This is a genomic window from Microvirga sp. 3-52 (genome assembly GCF_018383585.1).
Lineage (GTDB): Bacteria > Pseudomonadota > Alphaproteobacteria > Rhizobiales > Beijerinckiaceae > Microvirga.
On record NZ_JAHAMK010000009.1, the window covers coordinates 17,505 to 32,467 of the forward strand.

Annotated in this window: 8 protein-coding genes; 3 read left to right on the forward strand and 5 right to left on the reverse strand. The window is 64.2% G+C overall.

Annotated features, from left to right (window positions below; translation table 11 throughout):
- Positions 1-3 precede the first annotated feature (3 nt).
- On the reverse strand, positions 4-3,468 hold the full coding sequence (locus tag KHP60_RS09400) for a DUF3971 domain-containing protein (protein ID WP_213563640.1): 3,465 nt from the start codon (positions 3,466-3,468) through the stop codon (positions 4-6).
- Positions 3,469-3,735: 267 nt separating this feature from the next.
- On the opposite strand from KHP60_RS09400, the gene KHP60_RS09405 reads away from it, so the two are divergent.
- Both KHP60_RS09405 and KHP60_RS09410 read left to right on the forward strand, forming a co-directional pair.
- Positions 3,736-4,203, forward strand: a complete 468-nt coding sequence (locus tag KHP60_RS09405; protein ID WP_213563641.1) for a peroxiredoxin — start codon at positions 3,736-3,738, stop codon at positions 4,201-4,203.
- 80 nt (positions 4,204-4,283) lie between these two features.
- Entirely contained in the window at positions 4,284-4,730 is a 447-nt protein-coding gene (locus KHP60_RS09410) for a hypothetical protein (protein ID WP_213563642.1), read from the forward strand.
- A 230-nt stretch (positions 4,731-4,960) separates the two neighbouring features.
- On the opposite strand, the gene prfB is transcribed toward KHP60_RS09410, so the two are convergent.
- The 3 genes from prfB to KHP60_RS09425 form a co-directional block, all read right to left on the reverse strand.
- A protein-coding gene (gene prfB / locus KHP60_RS09415; protein WP_213563643.1) for a peptide chain release factor 2 occupies positions 4,961-6,089 on the reverse strand; the annotation gives its coding sequence in 2 pieces (ribosomal slippage) (positions 4,961-6,019 and positions 6,021-6,089; 1,128 coding nt in all).
- A gap of 170 nt (positions 6,090-6,259) precedes the next feature.
- The gene (locus tag KHP60_RS09420) at positions 6,260-8,704 is read right to left on the reverse strand and encodes a penicillin-binding protein 1A (RefSeq protein WP_213563724.1); all 2,445 of its coding nucleotides are present in this window, start codon (positions 8,702-8,704) and stop codon (positions 6,260-6,262) included.
- A gap of 103 nt (positions 8,705-8,807) precedes the next feature.
- Positions 8,808-10,010: an N-acetylmuramoyl-L-alanine amidase gene (locus KHP60_RS09425; protein ID WP_249688658.1), complete on the reverse strand. Its 1,203-nt coding sequence runs from the start codon at positions 10,008-10,010 to the stop codon at positions 8,808-8,810.
- A gap of 648 nt (positions 10,011-10,658) precedes the next feature.
- Between KHP60_RS09425 and KHP60_RS09430 the strand changes: the two genes are divergently transcribed.
- Entirely contained in the window at positions 10,659-13,388 is a 2,730-nt protein-coding gene (locus tag KHP60_RS09430; protein WP_213563645.1) for a ribonuclease E/G, read from the forward strand.
- A 291-nt stretch (positions 13,389-13,679) separates the two neighbouring features.
- Here the strand turns inward: KHP60_RS09430 and KHP60_RS09435 are convergent, their stop codons facing one another.
- Entirely contained in the window at positions 13,680-14,861 is a 1,182-nt protein-coding gene (locus KHP60_RS09435; protein ID WP_213563646.1) for a pyridoxal phosphate-dependent aminotransferase, read from the reverse strand.
- Positions 14,862-14,963: the final 102 nt, after the last annotated feature.

Genomic DNA, 14,963 nt, shown 5'->3' on the forward strand with positions numbered 1-14,963 from the left:
GGCTTAACGTTCCGGAACCGTCGGCAGCGATCCTGTCTGCGGTTCCGCTCCGGCTCCCACACCGAAGAGCTTGCGCAGGAAGCCGGGGGCGACGGCCGAGAGCGGATTGACCGTCAGCGACGGCGAACTCGCCGGACCATTGAGCCGGAAATTGACGGCGAACAGCCCCTCATACTGGCTTCCGCCCAAAAGCGGCCCGAAGAGCGGCACCTGGGCGAACACATTGTTGAGTCCATAGGCCGGAACGAAGGTGCCCGTGATGTCGAGCCGGTCGCGGGCGTAATCGATGAAGCCGCCCAGTGTGAACCCGATCTGGTTGCCCCAAATCGCAGCATCCTTGAAATCGAGCCGACCGGCGTTGCGGGTGAATTCGAGACGGGCCTTGGCGAACTGCACCTCGTTCACGTCCACGCGGACGGCTTGCGGATTGCCGGCCTTGTCCTGCCCGGCAATGATCTGCGTCTGTGTCGGGATGATCCGGCGAAGGGCCGGCTCGTTGACCAGAGCGAACGAGCGCAGGATGACATGCCCGGCCTGCGGGCCGTCTCCCGTCGCGAGCTGAAGAATGAGATCTCCACCGGACATCCGCCTGTAGACATCGGTGAAGCGCAGCAGCGCGCCGGCATCCTCCGCCTGCAGGATCACCACTGGACCACCGGCATCCGGCAGGGTCCGCCCGACGATGTCCGTCGCACCGAGCCGCCCCTTCATGTCGAGCTGACGAAGGTTGTCCTTGCGCACGGAGGCTTTGATCACGGCGTTGGTGATTGCCTCCTCGTTGTAGCCCGTAAGGATGTTGAGGCTCAGGTCGAGATCAAAATCCTTGGCGTCCTTCTGCGAAGGCGCATTTCGTCCGGAAGCGGAGGAGCCTGCGCCACCCTTCACGAAGGGTCGGGCATCGCCCACATTGCCGCGGATCGCGACCTTGTAGACGTTGCTGGCGCGCTCGATCTGGGCCAGCATGTCGTCGCCGGGCGAAAGCTTGAAGGTCGAGAGTTCGGCCTTCTCCAGGCTTCCCTCACTCGAGAGCGTCGCATTGCCCTTCAGCTGCACGCTGCCGCTGTCGAGCTGCAGATCACGGATCTCGTGGGACGGCCCTTCGACCATGGTGAAGGTCAGCTTTCCGGGCCGTCCGACCGGCTTCACCCAGCCGGGGATCAGCTGATCCACGCCGGCCTTGGCAAGATCCGCTTCGACCAGGATGTTCGACGGGGCCGATGCGCCGAGAGGAAGGCTCGCCTTGAGTCCGATCGTTCCCGTAAGCTGGGTGCCGAAGGACAGCCCCCGCCGGCTGCGCGCCGCCTCATCGAGGAAGAACGCGACGCTCGCCTGCCCGCCCTGCTTGTTCTTGTGCAGATCGATGGCGGCCGGGTTTCCTGCGAGCTTGCCGTCGCCTTTCACGACGAGATCGCCCCGGTCGTAAGCAATCGCCAGATCGGCCCCTTCCAGACGGTCCTTGCCGAAGAACTTGTCGACGCCAAAATCATTGACCGTTCCGCTCACTCTGAGAGGCAGGTCGGCGAAGGCCGGGATGTCATGGACGGCAAGGCCTATGCCGACGCGCAGATCGGTCTTCCCCTTCATCGTGGCGGGATCGATATTGAACCCGGCGATTTCCTTGATGCGCGGTTCCAGCAGCAGGGCGCCCAATCCGTCGGCACCGCCGGTGAGGCGAAAATCGATGCGGGCCAACGCATTGTCATCCCAATAATTGTCCAGGATGAACGCGCCGTCGGAGGCGTCCAGGGAGCGGTTGTCCGCCATCTGGACCAGACCCGTCGACGCACGCACGCCGACCTTCTTGCCCGTTACGTGACCGTTCACGTTCATCCCCGAGATCGGCGGAAGGCCGTCCGCTACCTGGAGGACGCCGTCGGAAATGGCGAAATCGATCTTCAGGGACTCATCGGGGGTCGGACCACCCGTCACCGCCTTTGCGATATCCTCGCCGGACATAGCCACCTTGAGATCGATGGAATCCAGCGTGCCCGCCTTCAGGTTGGACACGAGGAATTTGCGGACCGGAGGAGCGACCGCCTCAGGCCAGATCCGCAGGGCGGAGCGGATATTCGTCTTCTCCGCACGGACGTTCAGATTCAGGGCCTTCGGATCTGCAGAGGCTCCGAGAAGGCCGCTGATGCGGGCCGACAGCTCAGGCCCTTTCAGCGTGACGCTGTTGATCGTGACACCGTCCGGGCCGGACAGATCGGCGGCGAACTCGCTGACTTGAAGAGGACGGTCTCCCGCTGCCGCACCGGACCACACGATATCGCGGCCGCCGAGGAACAAACGCCAAGGCTTGTCCGCCATGGGAGTCGCGAGGCGCCCCTGCAGGCGCAGGTTCGTGTTCCCGCCCTGCAGGCCGAGTTCCTGGAGTTCGAGAGCCTTCTCGGCCTCGACCCATTGTGCCTCGATCGTTGCGCGCTCCACCGGGAATGGCGACGTATCCTTGTCCTCGATCTGGAACGTGCCGGCATTGCTCGCGAGCCGTGTCTTCAGCTCCGCGATGCGACCATCCGCATAGGCGATGTCGAACCGTCCGGAGAATTCGAGATCCGTGGCCGCCGGCAGATCGGAAGCCCCTGCGAGGAGAAGGATGTCCTTGATCGGCACTTCGTTCGCGACCACGCCGGCCCGATAGGCGCCATTTCCGTCCGCAACGGCATCGCCGTTGAGTCGCCAGGGTCCCTGATCCCCTTCGACCGTGGCGGCAAACTGCCGGCCGCCGTTCTCCGTCCAGTCGAAGGCGGCATCCACCCGTTGGAACCTGGCCCTTTCGCGACCATCCGCATCGACGAAGACGAGGCGCGCATTGGTCAGCTCCGCTTGGCCGAGCGAGTTGAGAACGCTTCCAGGGCCGACGATGAGTTCCAGCAGCGACCCGACGACGCCCGACACGGGCGAGGGCCCGTTGGCATCGAGAGCCAGCGACGCTGCAGCTTCCCGGGACGGCTCCGGTGCAACGGGAGCAGGTAACGCGCCCGGCTCGGACTCCGCCGCCTGCACGGGCGAGAACGAGAGCGATCCGTCGCGGTTGACGAGGACCCTCACCTGCAGGTCACGCACCTCGATCGCCTTGGGCTGAAGGTTGGCGGTCAGGAGCGAGGTGAGATCGACGCTGAAGATCGCATAAGGGGCCCGCAGCACGAGATCGCCGCCGGGCGCCCGAATGTCGAGCCCGTTCGCCCGCAGGGCCGGAGAACCGTCGTGCAGCTCGATGGCCGTATTCCGCAACGTCACGTTCCAGCCGGGCCCGATGCGCGCCGCCAAGGCTTCCGCGACCCGTTCGGGCAGGCGTCCGAAGCTCATCGGAGCCGCCGAGAGACGCAGATAAAGCAGGCCGAGCGCGGCAAGCACAAAGACGACAAGCCCAAGCTTCACATAGAGAGTGCCACGAAGAACGCGCTTGAGGAGGCTCCGCTTGACCGGGTCTCGCCGGGACAACGTGGTACGAAATGGCAGCTTCATTCTTGTGACGTTGGATAATCCGGTTCTTGCGCTCGGGCGCTCATCAGGGAATCAGAGATAGAGACCTTAACCGTCTCGGGAGACCCCCGCGACTGTCCCTTTCAGTCGTGCACACGAGCGCTTCGTGCAGAAAAGTGGTCCTGGTTTCCGGTACGCACGATGCGCTTCTAGATGCAAGCATCGGATTGATCCCAAAGTGGAGACCATTATTGGCCCGGTGCTGTAGAGATTTCCAATCAGTATATTCCGCCAAAAGGAAGGCGACTCATGTCTCTTAGCATCGGAACCAAAGCTCCGCCCTTCTCCCTGCCTGCGACAGATGGTCGGGAAATCAGCCTCGACGGCCTGAAAGGCCGCAAGGTCGCGCTGTTTTTCTACCCCAAGGATAATACCAGCGGCTGCACGCTCGAAGCGAAAGACTTCCAGGCCCTCAAGCAGGATTTCGCCGCCGCCGACACGGAGGTCGTCGGCGTCTCTCCGGATTCCTTGAAGAGCCACGATCGGTTCCGGAACAAGTACGGCCTCGACTTCGCCCTCGCCTCCGATGAAGCGAAGACGGTTCTGGAAGCCTATGGCATCTGGATTCAGAAGAGCATGTTCGGCCACAAATACATGGGGGTGGAGCGCACGACCGTGCTGATCGACCGGGAGGGCAAGATCGCCCGGGTCTGGAACAAGGTGAAGGTGCCGGGCCATGCCAAGGAGGTGCTGGCGGCGGCGCTGGCCTTGGAATAGGAAATGCCATACGATCGCAATGAAATTTCATTTATGTTTTAGAGTTGCAGATCCAAGCCCCTTTCCCACCTAATGTTGCAATGCCTGACTACAAAGCCGTCCTCTCGGGTCAAAGCTGGAATGCTCTCTCCAGTCTCAGGGCCAACAAGAAGCCGGCCTTCCTGACCTATACCTTCAATGGTCCGCAGTGGGGCTCCACGAAGTTCGATGGTGCAGACAAGGCCATGGCGTGCAAAACCTTGAAGATGTGGGGCGACGCTTCAGGCATCCGATTCCTTGAGGTCAAGGGTAAAGATGCTGAGCTGACGTTCCAATGGAAGTGGGAGTTTGGAGATTTTTCCGGCCGGGCCGAATTCCCGAAACTTGAGCGGGAGACTTTCAATGATGAAGGTGTCGTTCGGCACAAGGATGGCGGCAGCATCGACCTCGACGCTCGTTACCGCCCGGAACTCAGGGCACATAATCGATACTTCGTTCAATGGGAGCGACGATGTCGATCTTTCGCACCCTTGAGAAAGGCGACTTGAGCCCGTGGGCGCTTGTCACAGGAACGGCCGCGATTGATGCGGACACTAGGATAGTCTTCAGTCTGGAGGGCCAATTTCTCTCTCACGATCCGGACGGCTCTGGCCCTCTGGCCGCAGTGCGCTTTGCGAACGTCAAAGGGACGACGCCCAGCTTCTCCGATTTCCTTATCGTGTAGATGACCATCTGCAGAGAATAAGGCCCGCTCCTTGGTCGAGCGGGCCTTCTCGTCCTAATCGATATCCTCGACCTCCGCCTCGCCGCCGTAGACGCGCTGGGCGAGGGAGGCTTCCATGAAGGGATCGAGGTCACCGTCGAGCACGTCCTGCGGGCTCGTCGACTGAGCGCCGGTGCGCAGGTCCTTCACCATCTGGTAGGGCTGGAGCACGTAGGAGCGGATCTGGTGACCCCAGCCGATATCCGTCTTGGCGGCGGCTTCCGCACTGGCCTTCTCCTCGCGCTTCTTCAGCTCGGCCTCGTAAAGGCGGGCGCGCAGCATGTTCCAGGCGGTCGCCCGGTTCTTATGCTGGGAGCGCTCCTGCTGACAGGCTACGACGATGCCGCTGGGAATATGCGTGATGCGCACCGCCGAGTCGGTGGTGTTCACGTGCTGGCCGCCCGCGCCCGAGGAGCGGAACGTATCGATGCGGCAGTCGGATTCCTTGATCTCGATGTTGATGCGGTCGTCCACCACCGGATAGACCCACACGGACGCGAAGCTCGTATGGCGGCGGGCATTGGAGTCATAGGGCGAGATGCGCACCAGCCGGTGCACGCCGGACTCGGTCTTGAGCCAGCCATAGGCGTTGAGACCCTTGATCAGGAGCGTGGCGCTCTTGATGCCGGCCTCTTCGCCGTCGGTGATTTCGAGAAGCTCGACCTTGTACTTCCGGCGCTCGGCCCAGCGGGCATACATGCGCTGGAGCATGTTGGCCCAGTCCTGGCTTTCCGTGCCGCCGGCGCCCGAATGCACTTCCACATAGGTGTCGTTGGCATCCGCCTCGCCCGAGAGCAGGGTCTCGACCTGGCGGCGGGCCGCCTCGGCCTGAAGGCTGCGGATGGTCGACTCGCCCTCCTGGATCGTGGCTTCGTCCTCTTCGGCTTCGCCGAGCTCGATCAGGGTGATGGCATCCTCGAGATCCTGCTCGAGACGTTTCACGGCCGATATCTGGTCTTCGAGGGACGTGCGCTCGCGCATGATCTTCTGCGCGGCGTCCGCATCGTTCCAGAGGTTGGGATCCTCGGCCTGCGCGTTTAGTTCCGCGAGGCGTCGCTGGGCAGTATCCCAGTCAAAGATGCCTCCTCAGCAGCCCGACTGACTGCTTGGTCTCTTCTACGAGATGTTGAATTTCGGCGCGCATCGTTTCTTTGCTGTCCGTCCGTGTGATGGCAGGGTCTTAGAAGGACTGCCGCCGGGTGTCAAAGGAACTCCGCCCTCGAGACAACGGATTGCCCCGCGACCGATGCTTCAGCCGAAGAGCAATCCGTTTCCGTTATTGGGAGGGCGGTTTTTATATGGGTAAGGAAGCGGTCAATACAATCCGCCGGTGCCCACGCCCACAGCCTGCCGGGGTACCCCCGGCGCGCCCTGATACTCGACCTGCGGAGCCTCTTCGGGCTCCGGCGGCACGTATTCTGGCGGGGCTTGGCCGGGCTTGAAGGCTTCGAGGATGGTGCCGCCGCCCTCGCCGCCTGCCCGGGTGCCGGTGGCGGCATTGACGCGGATGAGCTTGATGCCGGCGGGCACACGGAACGGCGTCGCAGGCTTGTCCTTGAGTGCCAGCTGCATGAAGTCGCGGAACACGGGCGCCGCGTACTGGCCGGCCGTCGCCGCGTTGCCGAGAGACTTCGGCTGGTCGTAGCCGAGAAACACGCCGACGGCGAGATCGGGCGAGAAGCCGACGAACCAAACGTCCTTGGCGTCGTTGGTGGTGCCGGTCTTGCCGGCGAGCGGCTTGCCGACCGCCTTGACCGACTGCGCCGTGCCGCGCTGGACCACGCCTTCGAGGATCGAGGTCATCTGGTAGGCGGTGAGCGGATCGAGCACCTGCTCGCGGGTCTCGGTCAGCTTGGGCGCAGCACCGCCATCCCACTTCTCCGCGTTGCAGGTCGCGCATTTGCGGTCGTCGTGGCGGTAGATCGTCCGGCCGTTGCGGTCCTGGATCTGGTCGATCAGAGTCGGTTTGATGCGGCGCCCGCCATTGACGAACATGGAGTAGGCCGCCGTCATGCGCATGACCGTGGTCTCGCCGGCGCCGAGCGACATGGAGAGCAGCGGAAGCATGTCGTCATAGACGCCGAAGCGGCGGGCATATTCCGAGATGGCCGGCATGCCGACCTCGTTGGCGAGGCGCACCGTCATCAGATTCTTGGAATGCTCGACGCCGTAGCGCAGCGTCCGCAAGCCGCCCGACTTGCCGTCGTAGTTCGACGGGGCCCAGGCCGCCTGGCCGGGACCCATATCGAGCACGAAGGGCGAATCCATGATCTGGTTCGAAGGCGTATAGCCGTTGTCGAGGGCCGTCGCATAGACGATGGGCTTGAACGACGAGCCCGGCTGGCGCATGGCCTGGATCGCCCGGTTGAACTCGCTCTGATCGTAGGAGAAGCCGCCCACCATGGCGTGGACGCGGCCCGTATTGGGGTCCATGGCAACGATGGCGCCTGAGATTTCGGGGATCTGGCGCAGGCGGAACTGGCCCGGTTTGTCGGTCACCGGCTCCACATAGACCACGTCGCCCACGGAAACGGCGCGCTCGACGGGCCGGCGGGTCCATTTCGCGCCATCGGCCGTCACGGTGCCCGTCTCGCGGTCCTTAACCATCTGTCCGGATGCCTCGCGCTTGGGCTGCAGACCGATCTTGGCCTGCCCGCGCGCGACCTCGAGCACGACGGCCAGACGCCAGGGCTGCACGTCGGCCATCGCCGGCACTTCCGAGAGCGCCAGGCCCCACTCGCGGCCCGAAAGGTCGATCTTCTGGTGGGCGCCGCGCCAGCCGCGCGCCTCGTCGAAGCGCACGAGACCATCGACCAGGGACTTGCGAGCCATGGCCTGCATCTTGGGATCAAGGGTCGAACGGATGAGCAGACCGCCCTCGTAGAGGGTCTCCTCGCCGTAGCGCTCGGCGATGTCGCGCCGTACGCCCTCGGCAAAGTAGCCCGAGGCGATGCTGTTCGGGGAGACCACGCGTGGCTTGACGTTGAGCGGCTCCTTCTGGGCCTCCTCGGCAGCCTCCTTCGAGATGTAGCCGTTGGTGGCCATGCGCTCGATCACCCAGTTCCGGCGCTCCACGGCGGCCTTGCGCTGGCGGAATGGATGGTAGTTGTTCGGCCCCTTGGGCAGGGCCGCGATATAGGCGGCCTCGGCGATGGTCAGTTCGTGGATCGACTTGCCGAAATAGTCGAGCGCTGCGGCCGCGATGCCATGCAGGTTGCGGCCCGGAGTCAGGGTGCCGAGGAAGATCTCGTTGAGATAGAGCTCGAGGATCTTGTCCTTGGAAAAGGTCGATTCCATCCGCAGGGCGATCAGCGCCTCGCGGATCTTGCGCTCATAGCTCCGCTCGTTGCCGACGAGGAAGTTCTTGGCCACCTGCTGGGTGATCGTCGAGGCGCCCTGCTCGCGCGTTCCGCCAGAGCGGAGATTGACCACCACGGCGCGCACGAGGCCCTCGGGATCGATACCGACATGCTTGTAGAAATTCTTGTCCTCGGCGGAGAGGAAAGCATCGATCACCAGCTTGGGCACTGCCTGGATAGGCACGTAGAGCCGGCGCTCGCGGGCATATTCGGCGATGAGGCTGCCGTCGGCCGCATGGATGCGGGTCATCACCGGCGGCTCGTAGGTGGCGAGCTGGGCGTGATCCGGCAGATCCTTCGAGTAGAACCAGAATCCATAGGCGAGCCCGACGGCGCCGATCAGGAAGAAGATCGCTCCAACGCTGAAGAGAAAGCCGAAAAGTCGTAGGACGAAGCGCATCCGAAGGTGTTCCATGACGGCGCCCATGGCGCCTGTTTATGCAGATCTTGAAACGCGGACCCTCGTTACCCGATGAATCGCGCCCCCGCTATCCACACTGTATCTATGGTAAAACTGCGGCAGTGCCCCTGCGGGCGAACCGCGCGGCGAAAAAGCGATCCACGGCGACGGACATGGCCGAGACCATTTTGGCCCGCCACTCCTCCGACATCAACAGGTCGAGGTCCTTCTGGCTCGACAGATAGCCAAGTTCGACGAGGACGGAGGGCACGTCGTGGGCCCGCAGCACCTGGAAGCGTGCCTGCCGGTGGGGGTTCTTGTTGAGGCGGGCAACGGAATCGAACTCACCGACGAGACGGCCGGCGAAATTGTGGGAGAAGCCCCGTGTTTCCCTAAGGGTAAGTTCCATCAGAATGTCCGAGACATCGTCCGGCATGTCGACCGATTCGACGCCTGCCACCGCATCCGCCTTGTTTTCGCGGTCGGCGAGGCGGGCGGAATCCGCGTCGGATGCCCGTTCGGACCCGGTATAGACCGTCAGTCCCCTCACCTCCTGGCCGCCCGAGATCGAATCCGCATGGACGGAGATGAAGAGGTCGGCCTGAGCCGCTCGGGCGGCACGCACCCGGTCGCCGAGGGAGACGAACACATCCTGGTCTCGGGTCATGATGATCTTGTAGCGGCCGCTGTCCTCAAGCTTCTTCCGCAGTCGCTGGGCGAAGGAGAGAACGAGATCCTTCTCAAGGATACTGCCCGATGAAGCATTCGCGCCCGGATCGATTCCGCCGTGGCCGGGATCGATCATGATGACCGGTCGGGCATCCTTGGTCTCCTGTGCGAGGGGCGCGGCCGAAGCCTCCTTCGCCGCCGGGTTTTCGACAGCCGCCCTGCGGAATTCCTCGCGCTCGGTGCGGGAGAGTTCGATGGTCAGGATCGTCGCGGCGCCCGTGGCGTCCGGTGCGGTCGTCATCCCGGAGACCATTGCCGGCTGCGTGAGTTCCATCACCACCCGGGACCGGCCCGGAGCGAAGAGACCGTAGCGGTAGGACGCGATAAGGCCTTCCCTGCTGCGCCCGGCCTCCTGGGGGAGATGGAAAGCCACCTCCGGCAGGTCGATGATGACCCGGTCCGGGCGTTCCATCAGAGACACCTGGGCCGTCACCGCCTTCGACAGGGTAACCTTGAAACGGGTTTTCGCCCCGTCCGATTCGACCGCAACGGCGGCGGCTATGGCGGGCGAGCCAGCCTTTGCACCCTCTCCGGCCGCATGGGCGTGCCCCGACCACGCGGCCACGAGGGACGCCATGAGGCACATGCTGATAATGCGGATATATGGGATGAAGGGCATCGGTGATCGCTGAGAGTTTTAGCGTCCTTCCTATACTGATAGACGGCCTTTGGTTAACGGAACCTCACGTCGCACGGCGGTTTAATGAGACTCTGTTGCATTCAAGGCACAGTGACACAAGATCTTGCCAAATGCCCCAATCGCTCTGTAATGATCTTGATCCCGTCCGGCATGGCCGAATCTGACGGCGGATCCGGAGGAGACGGTTGTGTTGACCGATCCTTCAGGAGACCCGTCACCCTCGACAGGCTCACGGACAGGACCATATGGCGACGCTTGTCGCCACTCGCCGATGGCCGGCTTCCGGTCCATCGATATCTACGAAAGGGCCGTGTCGAATGGTTGCGCACGCGAAGTCAGCTTTGACCTTCGTTTCTGCACCGTTTGAATCGCGCGTTTCATCCCGCGCACGCCCAAGCTCCACCCTTTCCGGCCAAGAGCCGGCCCAATTCAACCCAGAATGCGCCCGCATGCGGCGCACGATGGCGATCGACAGCACTCCTAACGCAATTTCAGCCCGCCGCCCTTACCTGCGGCGTGCCCATCCGCCCACAATGCGGCCCCTGCCTCAGGTCCTGCCCTCGATCGCCATGTCGAGAGTTCAACATGGCAAACAAGATGCTAATCGATGCCTCACACCCGGAAGAAACCCGGGTCGTGGTGGTACGTGGACAGAAAGTCGAAGAATTCGACTTCGAATCCGCCAACCGTAAGCAGCTGCGCGGGAACATCTATCTCGCCAAGGTCACCCGGGTCGAACCGTCTCTCCAGGCGGCCTTCGTGGAATACGGTGGAAACCGCCACGGGTTCCTCGCGTTCAGCGAAATTCATCCCGATTATTATCAGATCCCCGTCGCCGATCGACAGGCTCTGCTCGAAGCCGAGGCGGAAGCCCAGCGCGAGGAGGAACACGAGGAAGAGCGCCGCAGCCGCGGCCGCCGGCGCCGTTCCTCGCAGCGGCGGACCGAGAACGACGAGACCGTGGTCTCGTCCGAAGCCGAGGCCGGCACCGAAGACGGTGCGGCGGCTCGCGAAGGCGATACTTCGGACACCCCCGAGAGCCTTGGCGAAGAGCGCGAGGCCTCGGCCTCTGACGCCTTCAGCGCGGTGACGGCTGAAGATGCGGCTCCCGGCGAGAACGCAGAAGAGGCTGCCGTCGAGGCCGTCGAAGCCTCCGCCCATGTCGACACGACACAGAGCGCCGAGTCTGCGCAGGGTTATGACGCTTCCGAGCCCCCGGAATCCCGCTCGCCCGAGGGCGATGCGGAAGCCGATGAGGAAGAGGACGACGAAGACGAAGACGATCACGACGTGGAAGAGCACGAGATCGTCGAGCAGCTTGGCGGCGACGATGCCATCGAGGATCTTCCCCAGCGCCGGCGCACGCCGCGCAAGCAGTACAAGATCCAGGAAGTCATCAAGCGTCGGCAGATCCTGCTGGTCCAGGTCGTCAAGGAAGAGCGCGGCAACAAGGGCGCGGCCCTGACCACCTATCTGTCGCTCGCCGGCCGCTATTCGGTGCTCATGCCCAATACGGGCCGGGGCGGCGGCATCTCCCGCAAGATCACCAACGCGGCCGACCGCAAGCGCCTGAAGGAAATCGCCCAGGAGCTGGAGGTGCCCGAGGGAATGGGCATCATCCTGCGCACGGCCGGCGCCTCGCGCACCAAGCCCGAGATCAAGCGCGACTACGAATACCTGATGCGCCTCTGGGAGAGCGTGCGCGAGCTGACCCTCAAGTCGGCGGCCCCGTCCCTGGTCTACGAGGAAGGCTCCCTCATCAAGCGCGCCATCCGCGACCTCTACAACAAGGACATCGACGACGTGATGGTGTCCGGCGACGAGGGGTATCGCGAGGCCAAGGACTTCATGCGGATGCTCATGCCGAGCCATTCGAAGCTGGTCCAGCCCTACCGCGATCCGCAGCCTCTCTTCGCGAAATTCGGCGTCGAGGCGCAGCTCGATGCCATGTTCTCGAACGTGGTGACCCTGAAATCGGGCGGCTACCTCGTCATCAACCCGACGGAAGCGCTCGTTTCCATCGACGTGAACTCCGGCCGTTCGACCCGCGAGCACAACATCGAGGACACGGCGCTGCGCACCAACCTCGAAGCGGCCGAGGAAATCGCCCGCCAGCTCCGCCTGCGCGACCTCGCCGGCCTCGTGGTGATCGACTTCATCGACATGGAGGAGAAGCGGAACAACCGCGCCGTCGAGAAGAAGCTCAACGAGTGCCTGAAGAACGATCGCGCCCGCATCCAGGTGGGCCGCATCTCGCCCTTCGGCCTGCTGGAGATGTCGCGCCAGCGTATCCGTACCGGCGTGCTGGAATCCTCCTCGATTCCCTGCCCGCACTGCGCCGGCACCGGCTTCGTGCGCTCGACCCCGTCGGTCGCCCTGCAGGTGCTGCGCTCGATCGAGGAAACCCTCATCAAGAATGCCAGTTACAACCTCATCGTCCGCACGCGGATGGAGGCGGCGTTCTACATCCTGAACCAGAAGCGCATCCACCTGCGCGAGCTGGAGACCCGCTTCGGCGTCGCGATTTCCATCGTGGCCGACGACAGCCTCCACGGCACCACCACCTATGCCATCGAGCGGGGCGAGCCCGCCCTCAAGCTCGAGCACAAGTCGGCCGCGACCGGCATTCAGATCGACGCCATCGTGCCTGTCGACGAGCCCGACGAGGACATCGATGTCGAGGCTGAGGCCGAAGAGGAAGCCGCCGAGGAAGCTCAGGGCGGCGAAGAGCGCGGCGAGGAAGGCGAAGGGGAAGGCGGTGGACGCCGTCGTCGCCGTCGCCGCCGCCGTCGCGGTCGCGACCGGGAGGCTTTTGCGGCTGACGGCGAGGCCGAGGACGGCGCCGAAGCCGGAGAAACCGAGGGCGAATCCGACGAGGGAGAGGCCGAGGTCGAGACCTCCGGCGATGAGGCCGCCCCCGTCAAGGCCGGCGAGTCGGACGAGGATTCCGGCGCTGGTCGCCGCCGCCGTCGCGGGCGACGCGGCGGTCGTGGACGCGGCCGTGACGAGACGGTTGAATTCGCCCAGGAGGAAGGCTTCGTGGCTCCCGACGAGGCTCAGGCCGCACCGGCTTCGGATGAACCCGCTCCGGTCGAGGCCGGCGCCGAAGCTGAAGCGGCTGAGTCCAGCCCTGCGGCCGAGAGAGAGCCGATCGTCACCCCGCCCCATCCCGTGGCCGAGGCACCCGTGCCGCCGCCCGCTCCCGTAGCTCCCGAGCCGGAGCCGGTCGCGGTCGTCCTCACCCCGCCTGATCCGGAGCGCCCGAAGCGCGCCGGCTGGTGGTCCAAGGCCAAGTCGGTCCTGAGCGGCTCGTAATCGAACATCAGTTCAAAATGGGAATGGCCGGGCTCGTCCCGGCCATTTTGCTTTGGCGCCTACGCTGCTTGCCGGTACAAGCCGGTCGAGATCATCAAGATCGTCAGCAAGGTCACGCTGACCGCCGGCGACTTCCTGGTGATTTGAGCGCATCGCTGCAAAGCGGGATGCTGCAGCAGGGGTATTCTTTCACCGTCATGGCGGGCCTTGTGCCGGCCATCCCACCTTTGCGAAGCGTCGTGCTTTTCAAATCGAGATCACCGGCACAGGGCCGGTGATGACGGGTAAGGGTTATTTCAGCCACGCCCTCAGCCGCGCCACCGTCTCGCGGCAATCGTTTTCGGAGCCTGCGAAGGAAAACCGCAGGTAGTGCGAGCCCTCGATGCGATCGAAATCGAGGCCGGGCGTGGCGGCGACGCCCGCCTCCTCCAGCATGCGCTTGGAGAAACCTATGGAATCGTTCGTGAAGCGGGCGATGTCGGCATAGATGTAGAAGGCCCCGTCCACCGGGTGCATTTCCGTGATGCCGACCTTGGGCAGCTCTTCCAGGAGATAGGCCCGGTTGCGGGCATAGCCTGCCTTCACGGCTTCCAGTTCCTCGGCCGCATCGAAGGCGGCGAGCGCCGCCACCTGCGACAGGTAGGGCGGCGAGATGTAGAGGTTCTGCGCCAGCCGCTCGATGGGCCGCACCAGACGATCCGGCACGACGATCCAGCCGATGCGCCAGCCGGTCATGCAGTAATATTTCGAGAAGGAATTGATCACGACCGCATCGTCGTCGGAGGCGAGCGCCGTGGACGCGGCTTCACCATAGGTCAGGCCATGATAGATCTCGTCGGACACGGACCACAGGCCCAGGCGGCGGCAGGTCTCGCCCAGTTCCGCCAGCGCCTTGCGGCCGATCATGGTCCCCGAAGGGTTCGCTGGGCTCATGGCGAGGATGCCGTGCAGGGGCTTTTCCGCATGGGCCTTCTCGATCGCCTGAGCGGTCATGATCCAGCCGTCGGCCTTGGCGAGCGGGATCGTGACCGGCCCGATGCCCAGCGCCTCCAGGATGTTGCGATAGGCCGGATAGCCCGGCGCAGTGATCGCCACCCGCTGGCCCGGGTCGAAGAGGCTCAGGAAAGCCAGCACGAACCCGGCCGAGGAGCCGGTCGTCACCACGACCCGCTCGGGCGCAATGGTCACGCCGTAAGCATCGCGGTAGTGCCGGGCTATCCGCTCCCGAAGGGCCGAGATGCCGAGCGCCTCGGTGTAGCCGATGCGGCCGAGATCGAGGGCGGCCTTGGCCGCCTCCCGGGCGGCGCGGGGCGCGGGCGCGGAAGGCTGGCCGACCTCCATGTGGATGACGCTGTCGCCGCGCCGCTCCTTGGCCGCAGCCGCGCTCAGCACGTCCATGGCCAGGAAGGAGGCGACGCGGTCCATGCGGCGCGCAATGAGGGGCGAATGGAGGTCGGCGGCTGTCTTGGTCATGGAGAGGCTCGTAGCCGGTTGCAGAGGCGGTCTCAAGACAGTTCTTCCTGTCTTTGGAGGCATCTCCCGTCATGGCCGGGCTTGTCCCGGCCATCCCGATCG

Coding starts and splice junctions, on each gene's coding strand:
- KHP60_RS09400 (WP_213563640.1), bottom strand. CDS start 3,468: ATGAAGCTGCCATTTCGTACCACGTTGTCCCGGCGAGACCCGGTCAAG.
- KHP60_RS09405 (WP_213563641.1), top strand. CDS start 3,736: ATGTCTCTTAGCATCGGAACCAAAGCTCCGCCCTTCTCCCTGCCTGCG.
- KHP60_RS09410 (WP_213563642.1), top strand. CDS start 4,284: ATGCCTGACTACAAAGCCGTCCTCTCGGGTCAAAGCTGGAATGCTCTC.
- KHP60_RS09420 (WP_213563724.1), bottom strand. CDS start 8,704: ATGCGCTTCGTCCTACGACTTTTCGGCTTTCTCTTCAGCGTTGGAGCG.
- KHP60_RS09425 (WP_249688658.1), bottom strand. CDS start 10,010: ATGGCGTCCCTCGTGGCCGCGTGGTCGGGGCACGCCCATGCGGCCGGA.
- KHP60_RS09430 (WP_213563645.1), top strand. CDS start 10,659: ATGGCAAACAAGATGCTAATCGATGCCTCACACCCGGAAGAAACCCGG.
- KHP60_RS09435 (WP_213563646.1), bottom strand. CDS start 14,861: ATGACCAAGACAGCCGCCGACCTCCATTCGCCCCTCATTGCGCGCCGC.